The organism is Thioclava sp. UBA3469, from assembly GCF_002378135.1.
In the GTDB taxonomy this organism is placed as follows: Bacteria; Pseudomonadota; Alphaproteobacteria; order Rhodobacterales; family Rhodobacteraceae; genus Thioclava; species Thioclava sediminum.
This window is the reverse complement of the sequence record NZ_DFRG01000244.1, coordinates 1-17,566: the sequence shown is the minus strand read 5'-3', so window position 1 is coordinate 17,566 and position 17,566 is coordinate 1. Positions and strand designations below refer to the sequence as shown.

The following is a 17,566-nucleotide window of genomic DNA, read 5'->3' as shown; positions in this document are numbered from 1 at the left end:
AACCACAAGGACCCCACCATGATTTTCGAAAATGCCCTCGGAGAGGGGCAATCCAACGAGCTCATTCTGAACCCGCATTACGACACCGCGAAAGGCTATGGGCCCAAGCAGGAGGCCGTTCTGAACGACGCCGCCTTCGATCTGGCCAAGCGCACGATTTCTTCGTGGGAGGGCTACGCGCCGACGCCGCTCGTCTCGCTGCCCGCAATGGCGGCAAAGGCGGGCGTGGCCGAGATTCAGTTCAAGGATGAGGGCGGGCGCTTCGGTCTCGGCAGCTTCAAGGCTTTGGGCGGCGCCTATGCGGTGCTGCGGCTTCTGGCCCGCGAGATCGCGAAGGCGAAAGACATCCCCGAACCCAGCGCCGAAGACATCGTGGCAGGCGAATATGCCGATATCGTCTCGCAACTGACCGTCTGCTGCGCCACCGACGGCAATCACGGGCGCTCGGTCGCATGGGGCGCGCAACGCTTCGGCTGCCGCTGTGTGATCTTCATCCACGCTACGGTTTCCGAGGGCCGCAAGGAGGCCATCGAGGCCTATGGCGCCGAAGTTCGCCGCTGCGCAGGCAATTACGACGATAGCGTCCGCGAGGCGCAGGAAACCGCAACGCGCGAAGGCTGGTTCGTCGTCTCCGACACTTCCTATCCGGGCTATACCGAGATTCCGAAAGACGTGATGCAGGGCTACGAGCTGATGGCGGCGGAAGCGGCCGATACGCTTGGCACCCCGCCCACCCATATCTTCATCCAGACCGGCGTCGGCGGGCTGGCGGCGGCGGTCGCGGCACAATTCGCGCGTCGTTACGGCCCCGAGGCGCCGCGCGTGATCCTCGCCGATCCCGACCAATCGGCCTGCTGGCTCGAGACGATCCGCGAAAGCAAACCCACCGCCGTCGAGGGCGATCTGGACACGCTGATGGCAGGTCTGGCCTGTGGCGAGGTCTCGCTGCTGGCGTGGGACGTGCTGGAGCCACTGACCTTCGCGGTGATGTCCGTCGCCGACCCCGATGCCGTTGCGGTGATGCGCGCGCTGGCCAATCCCGAGGGGAGCGATCCGCCCGTGGCCGCCGGAGAATCCGCCGTGGCGGGGCTCGCCGCCTTCCTTGCCGCCACCGAGAATGATGAGGCGCGCGCAGCCCTCGGGATCGACGCAAACTCCCGCATCCTGTGTTTCGGCACGGAAGGCGACACCGACGCCGCGCTGTTCAAAACCCTCGTCGGTCGCAGCGCCGCCGAAGTTCGGGGCGCGGCATGAGTATCGCGATCGACATCGAGCGCCTGATGGCGCGACTGGAACGGCTGGGACAGATCGGTGCCCTGCCCGGCGGCGGCGTGAAGCGCCTCGCACTTTCCCCTGAAGACGCCGAAGGCCGCGCCCTCGTGATGCGCTGGATGCGCGAGCTGGGCCTCGAGATCACCACGGACGTCATCGGCAATTGCTGGGGCATCCGCGCGGGCGAGGAAGACGGCCCGCCGGTCGTGATGGGTTCGCATATCGATACGGTAGCGACGGGCGGCCTCTATGACGGCAGTCTCGGCGTGTTGGCCGGGCTGGAAGTGATCGAGGCGCTCAATGCGGCCGGCGCGCGCACCCGCCGCCCCGTTGCGGTCGCGTTCTTCACCAATGAGGAAGGCGCGCGCTTCGCCCCGGACATGATGGGCTCGGGCGTGGCGCAAGGCGCGCTGCCGCTCGACGAGATGCTGGAGGTGGAAGGCATCGACGGGGTGCGCCTGCGCGATGCGCTCGCCGCCATCGATGCCGCAGGCCGCGCCCCGGTCGGCGCGCTGAAACCCCATAGCTATCTGGAGCTGCATATCGAGCAGGGCCCGGTGCTGGAGACCGAGGAGCTGCAGATCGGCGTCGTCACCGGCGTGCAGGGCATTTCCTGGACCGAGATCACCGTCACGGGCGCCTCGGCCCATGCGGGCACGACGCCGATGGCGCTGCGCCATGATGCAGGCGCGGTGGCGGCCCGGATCTCGGTCGAGGCGCAGCAGATCGCCGCCGATCACGGACCGCCGCAGGTCGCGACCGTGGGTCGGATGCGCGTCTCGCCCGATCTGGTGAACGTGGTCCCGCAGGAAGCGGTGATGACCGTCGATCTACGCCATACCGACGAGGCCACACTGCAAAAGGCCGAGACCCGGCTCTGGCGCGCAGCACAAGATTTCGCACGCGCCGGCGGATGCGCGATCACCCGCCGGACGCTGGCCCGCTTCGAGCCGGTGGAGTTCGACCCCGCGCTGGTCGACAGCGTCGAGGCCGCCGCCCACGCCCGCGGGCTGGGCCATCGCCGGATGCCCTCGGGCGCAGGCCATGACGCGCAGATGTTCGCGCCCAATTGCCCTTCGGCCATGATCTTCGTGCCTTCGCAGGACGGGGTCAGCCACAACATTCACGAATATACCGCCCCCTCGGACATCGCGGGCGGGGCACAGGTGCTGATGGATGTCGTCTGCCAGCAGGCGGAGCTTCAGAACGCGCCCGAATTTCAAACGATCGAGACAGGACAATTGCCATGACCCGCAAATTCATTGCCGCCGCCGCACAGCTTGGACCGATTGCGCGTGACGAGCCGCGCGCCTCCGCCGTGGCGCGGATGCAGAAGCTCTTGATCGACGCCCATCGGCGCGGCGCGGAACTGGTCGTCTTTCCCGAACTGGCGCTGACCACCTTCTTCCCGCGCTGGCTGATCGAGGACGAGGCCGAGCTCGACGCGTTCTACGAGACCGAGATGCCGAATGCGGAGGTGCAGCCGCTGTTCGATACCGCCCGCGAGCTCGGCGTCGGCTTCTATCTCGGCTATGCGGAAATCGCCTACGAGAACGGCCAGAAGCGCCGGTTCAACACCTCGATCACCGTCGACAAGGCTGGCCAGATCATCGGCAAATATCGCAAGATCCACCTGCCCGGCCATCCGGAATATGAAGACTGGCGCCCCTTCCAGCATCTGGAGAAGCGCTATTTCGAGCATGGCAATCTGGGCTTTGGCGTCTTCGACGGGTTCGGCGGCAAGCTGGGTATGTGCCTGTGCAACGACCGCCGCTGGCCCGAGACGTTCCGCGTGCTCGGTCTGCGCGGGGCGGAACTGGTGATGCTGGGCTACAATACGCCGGTGCATTACCCGCTCGCGCCCGAGCATGACCACCTGCAGGACTTTCACAACCACCTGTCGATGCAGGCGGGCGCTTATGCGAACGGGTGCTGGGTAATCGGCACCGCGAAAGCAGGGCGCGAAGAGGGCTGCGACCTGATCGGCGGCACGTGCATCATCGCGCCCACCGGCGAGATCATCGCCAAGACCCAAGGGTTCGGCGATGAGTTGGCGATGGCCGAAATCGACCTCGACCGCTGCCGCGAGCTGCGTGAGAACGTCTTCAACTTCGCGCTTCACCGCGAGCCGGACGACTACCGCGACATCTGTGCGGGATAAGAAAGTCGATGAGGGTGTGGGCTACCGATCAGTGCAGCGGCGCATTCGAGGCCGCGAGCTGTTCCGCATAGGCGCCCCGAACCTTGAGCGACGAGAGCATCGGCTGGGACTGCATGATGTATCCCTCGAGGAAGGTGACAAGGGCGATGCGCCACCGGCGTTCGATCTCGATATAGGGATCGGAGGTCGCGAAGGAACTCACGTTGACGGACACCGAGAATTTCTGCGGATCGAAAGTCGCGCGTTGGTCGAGCAATTCGGAGCGCAAGGCCGGGGTGAACACCTTTTCCGGCTGCGCCAGTGTCGCCAGACCTTTCAAGTCGATCGAGTCGCCGAGAGCGTCACGGGTGTCGTCCTGGAAATTAAGGGAGAATTTGCCCACTTCAGCCACACCGCGCTCATCAAGCTTAACCAACAATTCAAGCGACACGTGTTTAACATTCATAATCAATACCTCCGTTGGACGCGAGTGGCTCCGAATGGACCTGTGCGGCTCGCCTACGACGGCTGGATCACATGCAAGAGCGGCGATGTTGTGACTTGAATTGGGCAACTATGTCAAAGTTAGTTTCTGACGCTGCGTGACCTTTCGAGCCGACGATCAGGTCTCCATCTGCGGGGCCTGCCATCGAGAAATACCCTTGCGGCAATCTCCCGCTCATGTGCGCCGGGAAATCCTCTGCGTGGCGCCGCTGCGTCAGTGGCACTAAATACATCCGCAGCAACAGAAAAATATTGCCGCGACCACGGTGCACCTCAAATAGTTGAACTGGTCCGTTCACTTTGAGGGCCCGAGTCGTTTTGAAAGGAACCCGACATGCAAAACCCGATGAAGAAAAAGGCCGTGCTCGCTCTGGTCGCATGCTGCGCCATGGGCATTCTGGCCGCCTGCAGCCAAACCGAAGTCACGGCGACCGCTGCAAACGTTCCGAACATGAAGGCGAACATCGAAAACCCGATGTAAGCGATCGGAGCCTTTTCGCAGCTCCGAAGCCGACCCGCTACTGACGCGCCCTCTCGACATCCGCGAAGAGCGCGTCAGGAGCGATGCCGCGTTTCTCCGCACTGGCGCGGACGGCCTCCTGCAGTGACTTGCTACGGCTCAGCAGGCGACGGAAGCGGGCTTCGTCCAATTCCAGAAGAGTCGACGGGGTGATCGCGCGCACTTCGGTCCTGCGCGTCCGTCTCATCAGGATCGACAGCTGACCGAACATCTCGCCGCGACCCAGCCGCCACGTCTGGTTGGCCGCCTCCACCTCGACGGCCCCGGAGGCGATGAAGAAGACGCTTTTCGCGACGCTGTCACGGCCGAGAATGACCTCCCCCGCATTGGCGTGCCGCGCCTTGAGCAAACGGCTCAAGCGTTTCTGGTCCCGGGCATCGAGACCGGAGAACAGCGGAAACTGCCGCACGAGTTCGATGCGCCGCAGCGCGATATCGAGCTTGGGGCGATCCTCCGCGCGCGACCGCTTCTGCGCAAGGGCGGCCCGGAGCTTGGTGTAGACCTCATCGCCGATCAGGCCGTCTTCGCGCATCGTCTCGTATTCGCGCTCCTCCAGCCGCAGCGCGGTCCGGCGAATGATGCGCCGTTCGAGCTCTTCGGCGTAGCCGGGATATTGCAGACGCAGCCCCTGCAGCGCGGTTTCGACGATTTCGATGCGGCGCGACAGCAGGTCAGAGAGCAGGTCGCTCACGCGCTTGCCATGAATGCGGCGGATGCGGCCGCTGATGAAGCCGCCGAGATCGCGCAGTACCAGCCGCTGCGACAGGAGCATCTCGAACCGGTCCGCCGTCATCCGCGCGAGGGGGCGCGACAGGTGGAGGCGGCGATGCAGGATATTCGCGACGCGGAAGCCGAAGCCATATTTGACGCTGCGCCGCGCGATCCGGTTATAGCCGTGCCGCCCGTCCGCGCGTGCGCCCTCGATCAGACGGTCGGCGTTCGACAGAACCTGTTCGGCGATGCGAGAGGCGATCGTCCGCTCCCGCACCCGCATCAGAATGGTGTCGCGTTCATGGCCAGCGAGCGCGATAAGCCCCAGGGTGATACGGTCGCGGTCATGGATGTCCTGACTGTCATCGGCGGCCTTGACCGCGCCCTCCAGCCGCTCCCCGAACCGCTTGGCCTCGGACCGGACGACGTCTCGGCTGAGTTCGTAGTTCTCGGTGGTCCGCGCGAGGTCTTCGCGCACTTTCTGCAGCGAGACGGCGACCACCTGACGCGATAGCGCATCGTCGATCGGCGACAGCCGGTCGAGCCCCAGCCGACCGATGATCCAGCGCAGCGTGGTGCCCTGCCCGATCAGTGTGAATAGCGTAAAGCCGGTGGCGAGAATGCCGACCATGCGCTGAACCTCGTCGGGGACGCGGAAACTCTCGGTCACGGCCAGCGCCAGCGCGAGCGTCACCGCCCCACGCAATCCGCCCCAGAGGATGGCGACCCGATAGGGCCGCTCGACCGTGGGTGAGACCCGCAGCGCCGTGAGAAGTGGCAGAAGCCCGAACAGGATCACCGCGCGCGCGAAAATGGACGCGAGGACCACGACACCGACGAGGGCGACATCCCCGATCCGGATTTCCTCCAGAAGTCGCGGGATCAACAGCGCCGCGAGAACGAAGATGAGGGCCCCCGCCCAATGCGCCAGGACGCCCCAGAGCTCGCGCAGATTGATCCATGTCTGCGGTTGCAGACGTCCGGGCCCGGTCAGGTTCAGCGTCAGACCGGCGGCGACCACCGCAATGACACCCGAGGCACCGATGCTTTGCTCCGCGCCGATATAGGCCAGGTAAGGAAGCGCCACCGAGATCGAGAGCTGGGCAAGCTCATGGCGCCGGAAGAACGACATCATCCCGACGGCGATCCGCGCGACCAGCCAGCCCGTGAACGCGCCGCCGAGGATGAGATACGGAAACCGGGCGAGTGCGTCGCCCAGCTTCGGATCGGGCACGCCCATCATCACGAAGCCCATGAAAAGCCCGAACAGCGCAATCGCCGCCGCATCGTTGAGCAGGCTTTCCCCTTCGATGATCCGCGACAGCCTGCGCGGGGCAGAGATCGAGCGGAAGATCGAGACGACGGCGGACGGGTCGGTCGTGGACACGATCGCGCCGATGAGCAGGCACGCGGTGAGCGGGATCGAACTGACCCAGGACAGCGCGTAACCGACGCTGAGGGTGGCCGCGACGACCGCCACCACCGCGAGCATCAGGATGGGAACCCAGTCGTCCAGCATCCTGCGCAGGTCCATGCCCAGCGTCGCCTGAAACAGCAGCGTGGGCAGGAACACGTAGAGAAACACGTTCGAGCGGATCGGAAGGTTCAGGATCGCTTCCGCCACCGGATTGAGCGCGTCGGTCAGCTCGGTCCGGAGGAAGAACACAGCCGCCACACCGATGAGAATACCGATGCCCGCAAGGATCACACTGAACGGAAGACGCAGCCGCGCCGCCAATGGCTCCGCCACCCCGATGACGAGGAAAAGCGACGCGACAATCGTGGTGATGACGACGATATCCATTCAGTCGAAATACCACGTTGATCGGGGGACGCACGGGGAATTGAAAGGTTTGGACACTTTGCGATCGGGAGACAAGCACGCCCCCGCCGAGAGAGGTGGGGGCGCTTAATGGACGTTAAGTCAGATCAGGCGACGAGTTTCGCCGTCATCTCGACGAGGCGTTTCGCCTGATGGGCGATCGCGGCCTTGCCAGCCTCGTCGACGCCCCCGGCATTGGTCGAGAAGCCGTAGGGGTTGCCGCCCGCATTGAAGATCGCCTCGTCGGTATAGCCCGGCGGAACGATGACGCAGCCCCAATGCATGGCCGTGGTGTAGAGGCCGAGGATGGTCGCCTCCTGCCCGCCATGCGCGTTCTGCGCGCTCGTCGTCGCGGTGAAGGTCTTGTTGGCGAGCTTGCCCGCGCCCCAGAGACCGCCCAGCGTGTCGATGAAAGCGCGCATCTGGCTTGCGGAGACGCCGTAGCGGGTCGGCCCGGAGAAGAAATAGCCTTCGGCCCATTCCATATCGTCGGCGGTCACTTCCGGAATATCGCTCATCTTCTCGAGCTGGTTCTTCCAAGCGTCCTGCCCCTCGACGACGGCTTTCGGGGCGGTCTCGGGAATACGACGCAGGCGCACCTCGGCCCCGGCTGCCTCGGCGGCTTCCGCAGCCGCCAGCGCGACGGCGTGGTTGGTGCCATAGGTGGAATAAAAGACGATTGCGATCTTCGGTTGTGCCATTTCTAACTCCTGTGTTGGGAAGGGTCTGAGGGGCAACGGCGCCCTCAGCCGTGTTTGATGAACGTGCCGTTGTTGAGTTCAGTCAGCGCCTGACGCAGTTCGTCTTGCGTGTTCATGACGATGGGGCCGTGCCATGCGACGGGCTCCTGGATCGGACGGCCGGTCATCAGCAGGAAGCGGAGACCTTCGTCCCCGGCCTGCACCGTGATCTCGTCGCCCGCGCCGAAGCGGACCAGCGTGCGGTTGCCGGTCATGTCGCGGATATTCAGCTCCTGCCCGCGATACTCCTTCTCGACCTTGATGCCGACGGGATCGCTGGCGTCGCGGAAGGTGCCGGAGCCTGCAAACACATAGGCGAGCGCATTGGAGTGCGTGTCGACCGGCAGCACCTTGCGGCGTCCTGCGGGGATCGACACGTCGAGCAGCATGGGATTGGCGGCGATACCGTCGACCGGGCCGGTCTTGCCCCAGAACGAGCCGATGATGACCTTGACGGTCGTGCCGTCATCGTCGCCCTCGATCGGGATGTCGCTGCCGGTGATGTCCTGATAGCGCGGCGCCGTCATCTTGAGCGCGCCGGGCAGGTTCGCCCAAAGCTGAAACCCGTGCATCTGCCCCTTGGCATTGCCCGAGGGCATCTCCTGATGGACGATGCCGGAGCCAGCCGTCATCCATTGCACGCTGCCCGCGCCGAGAAGACCGCGATTGCCGAGGGAATCCGCGTGCTCCACCTGGCCGTCGAGCACATAGGTGATCGTCTCGATGCCGCGATGCGGGTGCCACGGGAAGCCCTTGGAATAAAGCCGCGGATCGTCGTTGCGGAAATCGTCCATCATCAGGAACGGATCGGTCAGCGACGGGTCGCCGAAGCCGAACACGCGATGAAGATGAACGCCAGCGCCTTCGAGCGCGGGTTGCGCTTGGCTGGTGGCCGAGACAGGTCGAAAGGTCATGGGAGCCTCCAAATATCGTTGGTGATAGTGTGGGGCTTCCCGTGGAAATTTGAACTAGCGAAGGTCCCGCATGTCCTGTGCGCAAGCGCGCAGACGGGCAAAGGTTCCGCAAAAAGAACCGGGCCACCCTTCGGCAGCCCGGTCTTCTTTTGCCTTAGCTGACCCTCTCGGGATCAGATGTTACCCTTGGACAGCTCCCCGGCGATGAAATCCGCCTGCCGGATCGCGAGCGCCACGATGGTCAGCGTCGGGTTCTCCGCGGCCCCCGTCGTGAATTGCGAGCCGTCCGAGATGAACAGGTTCGGCACGTCATGGGTCTGGCCGTGCTTGTTCACCACCCCGTCGCGCGGGTTCTCGGACATCCGATTGGTGCCGAGGTTATGCGTCGACGGATAGGGCGGCGTCGGCAACGTCCGGGTCGCACCCACCGCCTCGTAGATCGCCTTCCCACGAGCATAAGCGTGATCGCGCATCGCCCGGTCGTTCGGGTGATCGGTGTAGTTCACGTTGGCCACCGGCAGCCCGTAGGCGTCCTCGACCGAGTGATTAAGGGTGATGCGGTTGGTCTCCTGCGGCATGTCCTCGCCGACGATCCACATCCCGGCCATGTTCTCGTAGCTGTCGAGCGCCGAGGTGAACTCGCGCCCCCAGCCGCCCGGATCGAGGAAGGCCGCCATGAAGGGCAGACCGAGGCTGAGCGTCTCCAGCTCATAGCCACCCACGAACCCGCGCGAGGGATCGTGGCGCGCCTCGTCGCGGACAATGCCCGCCATCGTTGTGCCGCGCCACATCTTCACCGGCTTGTCGAAGACGCCGTAGACCGAGCCCGTGGTGTGACGCATATAGTTGCGCCCCACCTGCCCCGAGGAGTTCGCAAGCCCGTCGGGGAACATCGCCGAATGCGAATTGAGGAGCACGCGCGGGCTCTCGATCGAATTGCCCGCGACGCAGACGATCTTGGCCTTCTGCATCTGCAGATTGCCCTCCTTGTCGAAATACTCGACGCCGGAGGCCATGCCCTGATCGTCATGCAGGATGCGGGCGACGTGGCAGTGATCGCGCACCTCCAGATTGCCCGTCGCCTCGCCGCGCGGAATATCGGTGTAGGCCGACGACCACTTGGCGCCCCATTTGCAGCCCTGGAAACAGAAGCCTGTCTGCTGGCACGACATCCGGTCGTCATAGTCGATCGAGTTGATCGCCATATGACCGGTATTCACTTCCTCGTAGCCAAGCGACTTCGCGCCTTTCTCCAGCACCTTGAAGTTGTTGTTGCCCGGTAAGCCCGGACGGTCGCCGGTGCGGGTCACACCCAGCTTCGCTTCCGCCTTGTCGTAATAGGGCGCAAGCTCCGCCGGATCGATCGGCCAGTCGAGCAGGTTCGCCCCGTCGACATTGCCATAATGGGTCTTCGTCTTGAACTCGTGGTCCTGAAAACGAAGGCTCGCCCCGGCCCAGTGGATCGAGGTGCCGCCAACCGCTTTCACGATCCACGCGGGCAGACCCGAGAAGTCCTTCGCCACCCGCCAGTGGCCGCTCGTGGTGCGCGGCTCGGTCCAGGCGAGCTGGCCGAAGCTTTCCCATTCGTCGTTGATGTAATCCTCGGGCAGATAGCGACCGCCTGCCTCGAGCGCCACGACCTTGACGCCCTTTTGCGCCAGCTCGTTTGCCAGCACGCCGCCGCCCGCGCCGGTGCCGATGATGACAACGACGCTGTCGTCGCTCAGATCAAATTTCGCAACCATGTCTGCCTCCCTTACAGCCAGTCGATGTCGTCAAAACCGCGGTTGATGTAGCCGCCCTTGGAATAGGACTCGCCCTCGTAGCCGAAGATCGGCCAGACCGCTTTCTGGTTGTAGAGACCTGTCACCAGACCACCCCGGATCTTCTGGAAGAAGGGGCTCTCCTCCATGCCCCGCAGGATCGCGACGCGATCCTTCTCCCAGCCCGTCTCGAGGTAATTCGCGAAACCCTTGCCGCGCGCCGCCGCATCGAGCGCGGCAATCCCCGCTTCTATCTCATCGGCCGTATCGGCAGTGTCGTAGCCCTTCACCGCGATGACATAATACTGGTCGTCGACCTTGTCGTGCGGGTAGATATCGCGCGCCATCTGCACGAGCGTCGCGAAGATCGTGGGCTTGAGCGCCGAGAGCTCGGTGGCCCAGGCGGCATTGCGCGCCGCCATGAACCCCGAACCCACGACGAAGCTCGCCCCTGCCGCGGTAGCCCGCGCCAGAAGCTGCCGTCTGGTCAGCCCTTTCGAGCTTGCCTTGGTGGTCATTGTCGTCTCCTCCCTGATGTCTCCCTTAGGAAAATCTCACTTGAAGCGGCCTTCGCGCGCGAGCACCTCGATCTGGTATCCGTCCGGATCGGCCACGAAAAAGAACTTCGCGACGACCTCCCCTGCCGGCGCGAATTCCACGAGTTTGCGAGGCGCGAGGCCCTCCGCCTCGAAGCGTTTGTGTTCGGCTTCGAGATCATCGACCGAGACCGCGAAATGGCCGTAGCCATCGCCGAGGTCATAGGGCTCGGTCCGGCCCTTGTTGACGGTGAGTTCCAGTTCGAACTCGCTTTCGGGATTGCTCAGATAGACGAGCGTGAAATCCGGCAAGTCGAGACGGTCGGCGACCTTGAGGCCGAAAGCCTTGTCGTAGAACGCGACCGAGCGGTCCTCGTCGAGGACACGGATCATGGAATGAATGGATTTTGCCACCGGTTGCTCCCGCTGTAGTGCTGTCAGTTGTCCTGAAAGCCTAGCAGCGGGCCCCGGTGGGGCGGGTAGTAGGTCTATACTACCCCATAAGAATGTTTGACGTCAGGCTTGCGCTTACTCTGCAGCGACCGCGAGCGGCGCGCGATCGTTCGAGATTTCCATGAATTTCAGGCACGCACAGCGCAGCAGCGACGTGAAGTTCGACGGCTCCCCGCGCAGCTCCAGCACTTCCGCATGCAGCGTCGAGATGAAGGTCGGCGTGGACACCCCATCGCGCGCGGCGATCTCGTCGAGAATGTCCCAGAACGCGTTCTCGAGCCGGATGCTCGTGCTTTGCCCGTTGAGCCGCAGCCTGCGCGTCTCGCTCGAATAACGCTCCGGGTCCTGACCGGCGAATACATGGCACATATCGTCTCTCCTCCCTCAGATCCGATTGCCGAGGCGAACCAAGATTCACCCGAGACTCAAGAATATGGTCAATCCGGGGCGGGTCAATCGTGTTGTGACAGGGGGGCTGGGCGCGTCGGGCTATGGGGTCGCCCCGAACCCTCCCACGAGGTCACGCACCACGCGCTCCGCCGCCGCCAGCGCGCCTTCCATGTAGCCGCCCATCTCGGGCGCGGTTTCCGAAGACGCGAAATGCACACGGCCCTCACGGAGCCCGCGCAGCACCGACGGCAGGCCGTAATCGGGGTGGAACCTGAGCGGTTCGAGATCGGCCTCCGTCGCCGTTTCGGGCGCGACGGCCCAGTCTTCGAGCGCATAGGTCAGCGGGTTGGCTGTCTCCGGTCCGAATATCCGGCCAAGCTGCTCGAGGGCGGCAGCTTTGACCACCTCCTCCTGCCCGATCCGCGCCCGCGCAGGCACGCCCAGAAAGCCGAACAGCGCCGCCGGCGTGCCGTCCCGCCCGGACGCATCGTGGATTTCCGCCAGAGGCCCGCGCTGGCTCATCGCGTCGCCCGACAGCCCGGCTTCGCGCCAGAACGGTCGCTCGTAGAGGGCAACGAATTTCGCGTGCCCTGCCATCCATGTCGGGATCGCGCGGAGCGCCTGCCTCTGCGCCTCGCTCAGCTGCGGCGCGAAAGACATCTGCGCCGCAACGCGGGGCGGCACGGCCAGCACGACATGCTCCGCCTCGCAGGCCCGACCGTCCTCAAGCGTGACCGAGGGCCCTGCCCCGATTTCGACAACGCGCGATCCGGGATGAAGCTGCGCGGCGGGAAGGGCGGCGGCGAGCGCATTCGTCAGCGCAACCATCCCGCCTTCGAGACGCCACGACCCCGCCATGCTGGCAAAGCCCATATTGCGGTGAACGTCGCCGCTCGCATCTTCCAACGACACCGCGCCGCGCGCGAACTGCTCGAACTTGCGCAGGTTCAGCGCCTCGGTGAGCGCGGCGATCCGGGGTTGGCCGGGCCAGAACCATGACGGGCCGAGATCAACCCTGCCCGTTGCGGTCTCAAGCCCCTTGATTCGACCGCCAAAGCGCGACCGCGCCTCGAACAGCTCGAAAGAGACACCGCGCGCGTGCAGATGCCGCGCGAGCGCCGAGCCCGCGAGCCCGCCGCCCACGATCGCTACCTGCGTTTTCATGGAAGCCTCGTCATTTTGAGAAATGGATTCCCATTACTGTTCCGGCGCGGCAACGAAGCGCAGATGCCCCGTCTTGATCCAGAACTCGGCGCCGCCCGGCCGGGCCTGAACCTGCAGCGGCTGATCCACGGGCAGGCGCAACCACGATCCCTTGCGCAGCGTGTCGCCGCCTTCGGACAGCGTCCCGCCCAGCACGAGCAACTCCATCCCACCCGGTTCATCGAGGGAAAGGGTCGCATCCGGCGCGAGCCGGAAATAGCGAACGATTTCGCGCGCGTCGCGATGAAGTTCAGCGCATTCGACGCCTTCGTCGGTCTGGATCAGATCGGCCCGCATATCCTTATGAAACTGATTGCGGTCGTCCGGGTCGAACTGCCAGAGCTTCACGAAGATCGTGCAGCCACCCTCCGATTCCGGCCGGTGCCGGGTCTGCGGCGGATTGCGCACGTAGGTCCCCGCCGGATAATCGCCGCTCTCATCCTGGAACACGCCTTCGAGCACGAGATATTCCTCGCCGCCGCCATGCGTATGCGCCGAGAAACTGTGCCCCGGGGCGAAGCGCACGATGCTCGTCGCCCGCGCCACCTCGTCGCCGATCCGGTCGAGCATCCGCCGCTCGACACCCGCCGACGGCGAGCCGTGCCAGTCGAGCGTGTCGGAATGAACGAGCACGCGCTCCGAGAATTCCGCGTTGATTTCCATGCCTCCTCCGAAATGTCTGCCCAGACCCGGGCTGGACTGTCGCTCCGTCGCCAAGCGGCGCGTAATTCGCAGCTATGCTCGGAAGGCAGAATTTCAAATGGAGCGGAGCCGCGAAGCCCCTCGACTATTCCACGCGGCGCAGATCATCGAGCTGAACCGAGATGACCTCGCTTGGATATTCCGCGGATTTCGGCAGGTCCGCGATCAACGTCGTCGGCCCGCTTCCGGCCTGCGCCACAGCCTGTCCGTCGGGACCAGCGATCACGGACTTGCCACCGAAGTCGATATCGCGATCAGGTCCGGCGTAATTCGCATAGACCACGACGGCCGCGTTCTCATTCGCGCGCGCCCGCACGAGCAGATCGGGGACGTGATCGTAGCCAACCGGGTTCGCCGTCGGCACGAGGATCAACTCGGCCTTCGCTCTCGCCAAGGTACGTGCGTGCTCCGGGAACTCGATGTCGTAGCAGATCAGCAGACCGGTCCGGACGCCATTCAACTCGAAGACGGGCGGCGTTTCCGTCCCGAAGGCGAAGCTCGCACGCTCCATCTCGCCAAAAAGCTGGATCTTGCGATAATGCCCGACCTGCGTGCCTGTCTTGTCGAGCACAGACGCCGCGTTGAACACATCATCGCCCAGCCGTTCGGCCCAGCCAAAACAGATTGCGCAGTCGTATTTGCGCGCGATATCGCCCATCGCGTTGCACCACTCTCCCCCGAGGGGCTGCGCCTGCGCGCGATGATCCTCGGGCCGATTGTAGCCGGGCAGGATCAGCTCGGGCAGTACGACAAGATCGACACCGAGCGAGGACAGGCCGCGCACCCATGCCTCGATGGCCGCAAATATCTGCGCCGGGTCAGAAGGAAGCGGATGCGGCTGAACAAGCGCGATTTTCATGTTTGTCTCCATTCTCGACAAACAAGCGTATCGCTTGCGCCACAGCCCGTCACCCTGCGCAAAGCCAGAAAACTCTGCCTAGGGGCGACTGGCGTCTGGAGAGAGTCGGTACGAAGGCGGCCGCGACGACCTGTTCAGTTCAATCAAGACAGGAGTTTCGCCTTGGCCTCCCGCAAAGCACGTGCCAGTTCGAGATAGCCGGCATTGCCATTATTGAGATGCATCAGCTCATAATGGTCCGCCCAGTGGTCGATCCGCGCGCGCGGCACCCGGTCCGACCACGCTCCTCTGCGCAGCCGGATGGCCCCGTCTTCGAGGCACTCTACTTCGATACGCGTTTCGATCATCACGATCTCCATCTCTAACTCATCAAGGACGCAAGAGGCTCGCGATACGGCCGGGGCCCTCTGAAAAATGACTTTTTGCGAATAGACAATTGTTGCGAATAACCCATTGGTAACAAAGGAATGCGACTCCGCGCATTGCGGATTTCCTCAGTTTTTTCCGCGGTAACAGCGAATTGACTCACGGCGTGCCGAAATACCCCCTGAGTTGAATGCTTAGCGGGTGGTCCAGCAGGGTCAATTTGGAGTGTCTGGCCTCCGGGCGAGAAGCGAAGCCCCCCGATTTGTGCTCCGACTTAGAGCGATCTGGATCTGGGAGCCGTGCGGCGCCCCCTCATGCCAGCATCAGCCCGGTTCGACCGCCATCAGACATCGGATGCCGCAACTGACCGCCTAAGCCGATCCTTCAAACCCTCTGCGCGAGAAACGCCGCAGCAAGATCCGGTGTGGCGATCTGGGGGTAATCCGCCTCGGCAATCGCGACGCCGAAGCGCTGGTTGAGCGCGATCACCAGATTCAGGATATCCATCGAGTCGAGTTCGAGATCGTCCTGCAGATGGTCCGAGCCCGCGATTTCGGCAGGGTCGAGGTCGGGGGCGACGCGCACGAGTTCCTCGATATAGGCGCTGCGGATTTCGTCTTCGGTCATAGCTCCTCCGGGGTTTGCAGCTTCGCGTCGATCGCGGTCAGGAATTTCGAGCCCAGCCGCCCGTCGCTCACGCGGTGATCCGCGGCGAGGGTCAGCGTCACGGCCTGCGCGGCGATCACCTTGCCATCGCGCACCAGCGGTTGCGGGCCGGGCGCACCGGCGGTGACGATGGCGACCTGCGGCGGCACGATGATACCGGCCATCGCCTCGACCCCGCTTTCGCCGAGCGCCGAGAAGGTCAGCGTCGCCATGCTCATCTCCGAGCTTTTGAGCCGCCCGGCACGCGCGCGCATCGTGAGGTCGCGCATCGCCTCCATCAAATCCTGCAGGCTCTTCTTGTCGGCATCGAGGATCGCGGGGGCCACGAGCCCGCCGCCCCGAAGCGCGATAGCCAGCCCAAGATGGATCGCCGAGGATGGCGTAAAGCCCTCTTTCCCGAAATGCCCGTTCACCGCCTTTTCCTCGCGTGCCGCCAGCGCCATGGCCTTCATCAAGAGCGCGCCCATCAGGATGCGCTCTTCGGGCGGGCGGTCCGCATTGGCGGCGCTCAGCCAATCGCTCGCAGCAGTGAGGTCGACCGTGTGAGTGACGTAGTAATGCGGGATCTCGCGTTTGGACCGGGCCATCGCGGCGGCGATCGCCTTGCGCATCTCGGCGAGATAGGCGCCGCGATTTTGCGCCGGGGACGTTGCCGCGGCGGGTTTCGTCGTCTCGACATCGGCGAGGACGATCGCGCCCCCCGGCCCGCTTCCGGTAAGGCTCTCTAGCGCGACCCCAAGTTCCGCCGCGCGCGCCTTGGCGGCAGGAGATGCGGCGATGCCTGCTGCGGTGGCGGCAGGCGGAGTACTTGGCGGCGCCGCTTCCGCCGCAGGCGCGGCAGGTTCGGCGTTGGTCTGCGGTGCGACTGGAGGCGCGGTCTGCGTTGGGGCCTCCGCAGCCTCCCCCGGCGCCTGAATAACGGCGAGCGGCGCGCCGACGGGCAGGTCTTGCCCAAGCTCTGCCATCAGCTTCTCGACCACGCCATCCTCGAAGACCTCGATCTCGATTGCACCCTTCTGGGTCTCGACCACCGCGACGATATCGCCGTGCTTGACCGTATCGCCGGGCTTCACCAGCCATTCGACCAGCTTGCCCGCGTCCATATCCGCGCCGAGCGAGGGCATCTTAAAAACGGCCATCGCGTCACCCTTTCCCGAGCGTCGCCTTCACGGCGGCGACGATGGCGGGCACCTGCGGAATGGCGGCGTCCTCGAGATGTTTGGGATAGGGGATCGGCACCTCGGCCGAGCACACCCGCCCCACCGGCGCGTCGAGATGCCAGAAGGCCTGTTCCCCGATCCGAGCCGCAATTTCGGCCGAGAGCGAGCCGGACCGCCAGCCCTCATCCACGATCACCGCGCGGCGCGTGCGCGCCAGCGAGGCCATGATCGTCTCGTCATCGAGCGGCCGCAGGGAGCGCAGGTCGATCACCTCGGCCTCGATCCCCTCGCCTGTCAGCGCTTCGGCCGCCTCCAGCGTCTTCCACAGCGATCCGCCATAGGTGATCAGGCTGATATCCTTACCCGCGCGCCGGATCGCGGCTTTGTCGATATCGACCGGCCCGGCATTCGCCGCGATCTGCCCGGTCATGTTGTAGAGCATGACATTCTCGAAGATCAGCACCGGGTCGGGATCCTCAAGCGCGGTCCACAGCATCCCGCGCGCGTCCTCGAGCGTGGCGGGCGCGAGAACCCGTAGCCCGGGAATATGCGCGTACCACCCTTCAAGCGAATGGGAATGCTGCGCCGCCAGCTGCTTGCCCGCGCCGGTCGCGAGACGGATCACCACGGGCGCACCGAACTGCCCGCCCGACATATGCCGGATCGTAGCGGCGGTGTTCATGATCTGGTCGAGCGCGAGCAGCGAGAAGTTCACCGTCATCACCTCGACGATCGGCCGCATCCCTGCCGCCGCCGCGCCGATCCCGGCCCCGGTGAAGCCGGACTCCGACAGTGGCGTGTCGCGGATGCGATCCTCGCCGAATTCGTCCATCAACCCTTTGGAG

The 17,566-nt window shown here is 64.6% G+C and carries 19 protein-coding genes; 4 read left to right on the top strand and 15 right to left on the bottom strand.

What is annotated here, in order from left to right:
* Positions 1 to 18 precede the first annotated feature (18 nt).
* The 3 genes from B3D39_RS17695 to B3D39_RS17685 are packed head-to-tail and all read left to right on the top strand — an operon-like array spanning position 19 to position 3,433.
* Positions 19 to 1,254: a diaminopropionate ammonia-lyase gene (locus B3D39_RS17695; RefSeq protein ID WP_274962119.1), complete on the top strand. Its 1,236-nt coding sequence runs from the start codon at positions 19 to 21 to the stop codon at positions 1,252 to 1,254.
* Positions 1,251 to 2,522, top strand: a complete 1,272-nt coding sequence (locus B3D39_RS17690; RefSeq protein ID WP_274962120.1) for a Zn-dependent hydrolase — start codon at positions 1,251 to 1,253, stop codon at positions 2,520 to 2,522. Before B3D39_RS17695 ends, B3D39_RS17690 begins: the two co-directional genes overlap by 4 nt.
* Complete coding sequence (locus B3D39_RS17685; RefSeq protein WP_274962121.1) at positions 2,519 to 3,433, top strand: N-carbamoyl-D-amino-acid hydrolase; 915 nt, start codon at positions 2,519 to 2,521, stop codon at positions 3,431 to 3,433. Before B3D39_RS17690 ends, B3D39_RS17685 begins: the two co-directional genes overlap by 4 nt.
* A 28-nt stretch (positions 3,434 to 3,461) precedes the next feature.
* On the opposite strand, the gene B3D39_RS17680 is transcribed toward B3D39_RS17685, so the two are convergent.
* On the bottom strand, positions 3,462 to 3,878 hold the full coding sequence (locus tag B3D39_RS17680; protein ID WP_274962122.1) for a hypothetical protein: 417 nt from the start codon (positions 3,876 to 3,878) through the stop codon (positions 3,462 to 3,464).
* Positions 3,879 to 4,250: 372 nt separating this feature from the next.
* Here B3D39_RS17680 and B3D39_RS17675 point away from each other — a divergent pair, with 372 nt between their 5' ends.
* Positions 4,251 to 4,397, top strand: a complete 147-nt coding sequence (locus tag B3D39_RS17675) for a hypothetical protein (RefSeq protein ID WP_274962123.1) — start codon at positions 4,251 to 4,253, stop codon at positions 4,395 to 4,397.
* A 37-nt stretch (positions 4,398 to 4,434) separates the two neighbouring features.
* Here B3D39_RS17675 and B3D39_RS17670 read toward each other — a convergent pair whose 3' ends face one another.
* The 14 genes from B3D39_RS17670 to B3D39_RS17605 all read right to left on the bottom strand — a co-directional run.
* Positions 4,435 to 6,951, bottom strand: a complete 2,517-nt coding sequence (locus B3D39_RS17670) for a cation:proton antiporter (protein ID WP_274962124.1) — start codon at positions 6,949 to 6,951, stop codon at positions 4,435 to 4,437.
* Between the two features lie 125 nt (positions 6,952 to 7,076).
* Positions 7,077 to 7,670, bottom strand: a complete 594-nt coding sequence (wrbA, locus tag B3D39_RS17665) for an NAD(P)H:quinone oxidoreductase (protein WP_078599618.1) — start codon at positions 7,668 to 7,670, stop codon at positions 7,077 to 7,079.
* Between the two features lie 44 nt (positions 7,671 to 7,714).
* Positions 7,715 to 8,623 carry a pirin family protein gene (locus B3D39_RS17660; protein ID WP_078539920.1) on the bottom strand — a complete coding sequence of 303 codons (909 nt, stop codon included), beginning with the start codon at positions 8,621 to 8,623 and terminating at the stop codon, positions 7,715 to 7,717.
* Positions 8,624 to 8,796: 173 nt separating this feature from the next.
* The gene (locus B3D39_RS17655; RefSeq protein WP_286789928.1) at positions 8,797 to 10,368 is read right to left on the bottom strand and encodes a GMC family oxidoreductase; all 1,572 of its coding nucleotides are present in this window, start codon (positions 10,366 to 10,368) and stop codon (positions 8,797 to 8,799) included.
* 11 nt (positions 10,369 to 10,379) lie between these two features.
* Positions 10,380 to 10,904, bottom strand: coding sequence for a Twin-arginine translocation pathway signal (locus tag B3D39_RS17650; protein WP_274962125.1), 525 nt, complete (start codon positions 10,902 to 10,904; stop codon positions 10,380 to 10,382).
* 36 nt (positions 10,905 to 10,940) lie between these two features.
* The gene (locus tag B3D39_RS17645; protein WP_274962126.1) at positions 10,941 to 11,336 is read right to left on the bottom strand and encodes a VOC family protein; all 396 of its coding nucleotides are present in this window, start codon (positions 11,334 to 11,336) and stop codon (positions 10,941 to 10,943) included.
* A gap of 114 nt (positions 11,337 to 11,450) precedes the next feature.
* Positions 11,451 to 11,744 carry a ribbon-helix-helix domain-containing protein gene (locus B3D39_RS17640; protein WP_038079934.1) on the bottom strand — a complete coding sequence of 98 codons (294 nt, stop codon included), beginning with the start codon at positions 11,742 to 11,744 and terminating at the stop codon, positions 11,451 to 11,453.
* Positions 11,745 to 11,864: 120 nt separating this feature from the next.
* On the bottom strand, positions 11,865 to 12,929 hold the full coding sequence (locus B3D39_RS17635) for a flavin monoamine oxidase family protein (protein ID WP_274962127.1): 1,065 nt from the start codon (positions 12,927 to 12,929) through the stop codon (positions 11,865 to 11,867).
* 33 nt (positions 12,930 to 12,962) lie between these two features.
* Positions 12,963 to 13,631: a cupin domain-containing protein gene (locus B3D39_RS17630; protein ID WP_274962128.1), complete on the bottom strand. Its 669-nt coding sequence runs from the start codon at positions 13,629 to 13,631 to the stop codon at positions 12,963 to 12,965.
* A 124-nt stretch (positions 13,632 to 13,755) separates the two neighbouring features.
* Positions 13,756 to 14,529: a carbon-nitrogen hydrolase family protein gene (locus B3D39_RS17625; RefSeq protein WP_274962129.1), complete on the bottom strand. Its 774-nt coding sequence runs from the start codon at positions 14,527 to 14,529 to the stop codon at positions 13,756 to 13,758.
* 143 nt (positions 14,530 to 14,672) lie between these two features.
* Positions 14,673 to 14,876 (bottom strand): hypothetical protein, encoded by a 204-nt coding sequence (locus B3D39_RS17620; protein ID WP_146673452.1) that lies wholly within the window; start codon positions 14,874 to 14,876, stop codon positions 14,673 to 14,675.
* A 403-nt stretch (positions 14,877 to 15,279) separates the two neighbouring features.
* Positions 15,280 to 15,522 (bottom strand): acyl carrier protein, encoded by a 243-nt coding sequence (locus B3D39_RS17615; RefSeq protein WP_078545806.1) that lies wholly within the window; start codon positions 15,520 to 15,522, stop codon positions 15,280 to 15,282.
* Positions 15,519 to 16,700: a dihydrolipoamide acetyltransferase family protein gene (locus tag B3D39_RS17610; protein ID WP_274962130.1), complete on the bottom strand. Its 1,182-nt coding sequence runs from the start codon at positions 16,698 to 16,700 to the stop codon at positions 15,519 to 15,521. Before B3D39_RS17610 ends, B3D39_RS17615 begins: the two co-directional genes overlap by 4 nt.
* 4 nt (positions 16,701 to 16,704) lie before the next feature.
* A partial coding sequence (locus tag B3D39_RS17605) for an alpha-ketoacid dehydrogenase subunit beta (RefSeq protein ID WP_286789927.1) occupies positions 16,705 to 17,566 on the bottom strand: 862 nt, incomplete at its 5' end.

Excerpts from the sequence above, each read along its gene's own strand:
- B3D39_RS17690 (WP_274962120.1), top strand. The coding sequence starts at position 1,251 with ATGAGTATCGCGATCGACATCGAGCGCCTGATGGCGCGACTGGAACGG.
- B3D39_RS17615 (WP_078545806.1), bottom strand. The coding sequence starts at position 15,522 with ATGACCGAAGACGAAATCCGCAGCGCCTATATCGAGGAACTCGTGCGC.
- B3D39_RS17675 (WP_274962123.1), top strand. The coding sequence starts at position 4,251 with ATGCAAAACCCGATGAAGAAAAAGGCCGTGCTCGCTCTGGTCGCATGC.
- B3D39_RS17620 (WP_146673452.1), bottom strand. The coding sequence starts at position 14,876 with ATGATCGAAACGCGTATCGAAGTAGAGTGCCTCGAAGACGGGGCCATC.
- B3D39_RS17630 (WP_274962128.1), bottom strand. The coding sequence starts at position 13,631 with ATGGAAATCAACGCGGAATTCTCGGAGCGCGTGCTCGTTCATTCCGAC.
- B3D39_RS17670 (WP_274962124.1), bottom strand. The coding sequence starts at position 6,951 with ATGGATATCGTCGTCATCACCACGATTGTCGCGTCGCTTTTCCTCGTC.
- B3D39_RS17640 (WP_038079934.1), bottom strand. The coding sequence starts at position 11,744 with ATGTGCCATGTATTCGCCGGTCAGGACCCGGAGCGTTATTCGAGCGAG.
- B3D39_RS17655 (WP_286789928.1), bottom strand. The coding sequence starts at position 10,368 with ATGGTTGCGAAATTTGATCTGAGCGACGACAGCGTCGTTGTCATCATC.
- B3D39_RS17625 (WP_274962129.1), bottom strand. The coding sequence starts at position 14,529 with ATGAAAATCGCGCTTGTTCAGCCGCATCCGCTTCCTTCTGACCCGGCG.
- B3D39_RS17680 (WP_274962122.1), bottom strand. The coding sequence starts at position 3,878 with ATGAATGTTAAACACGTGTCGCTTGAATTGTTGGTTAAGCTTGATGAG.
- B3D39_RS17650 (WP_274962125.1), bottom strand. The coding sequence starts at position 10,904 with ATGACCACCAAGGCAAGCTCGAAAGGGCTGACCAGACGGCAGCTTCTG.
- B3D39_RS17695 (WP_274962119.1), top strand. The coding sequence starts at position 19 with ATGATTTTCGAAAATGCCCTCGGAGAGGGGCAATCCAACGAGCTCATT.
- B3D39_RS17610 (WP_274962130.1), bottom strand. The coding sequence starts at position 16,700 with ATGGCCGTTTTTAAGATGCCCTCGCTCGGCGCGGATATGGACGCGGGC.
- B3D39_RS17685 (WP_274962121.1), top strand. The coding sequence starts at position 2,519 with ATGACCCGCAAATTCATTGCCGCCGCCGCACAGCTTGGACCGATTGCG.
- B3D39_RS17660 (WP_078539920.1), bottom strand. The coding sequence starts at position 8,623 with ATGACCTTTCGACCTGTCTCGGCCACCAGCCAAGCGCAACCCGCGCTC.
- wrbA (WP_078599618.1), bottom strand. The coding sequence starts at position 7,670 with ATGGCACAACCGAAGATCGCAATCGTCTTTTATTCCACCTATGGCACC.
- B3D39_RS17635 (WP_274962127.1), bottom strand. The coding sequence starts at position 12,929 with ATGAAAACGCAGGTAGCGATCGTGGGCGGCGGGCTCGCGGGCTCGGCG.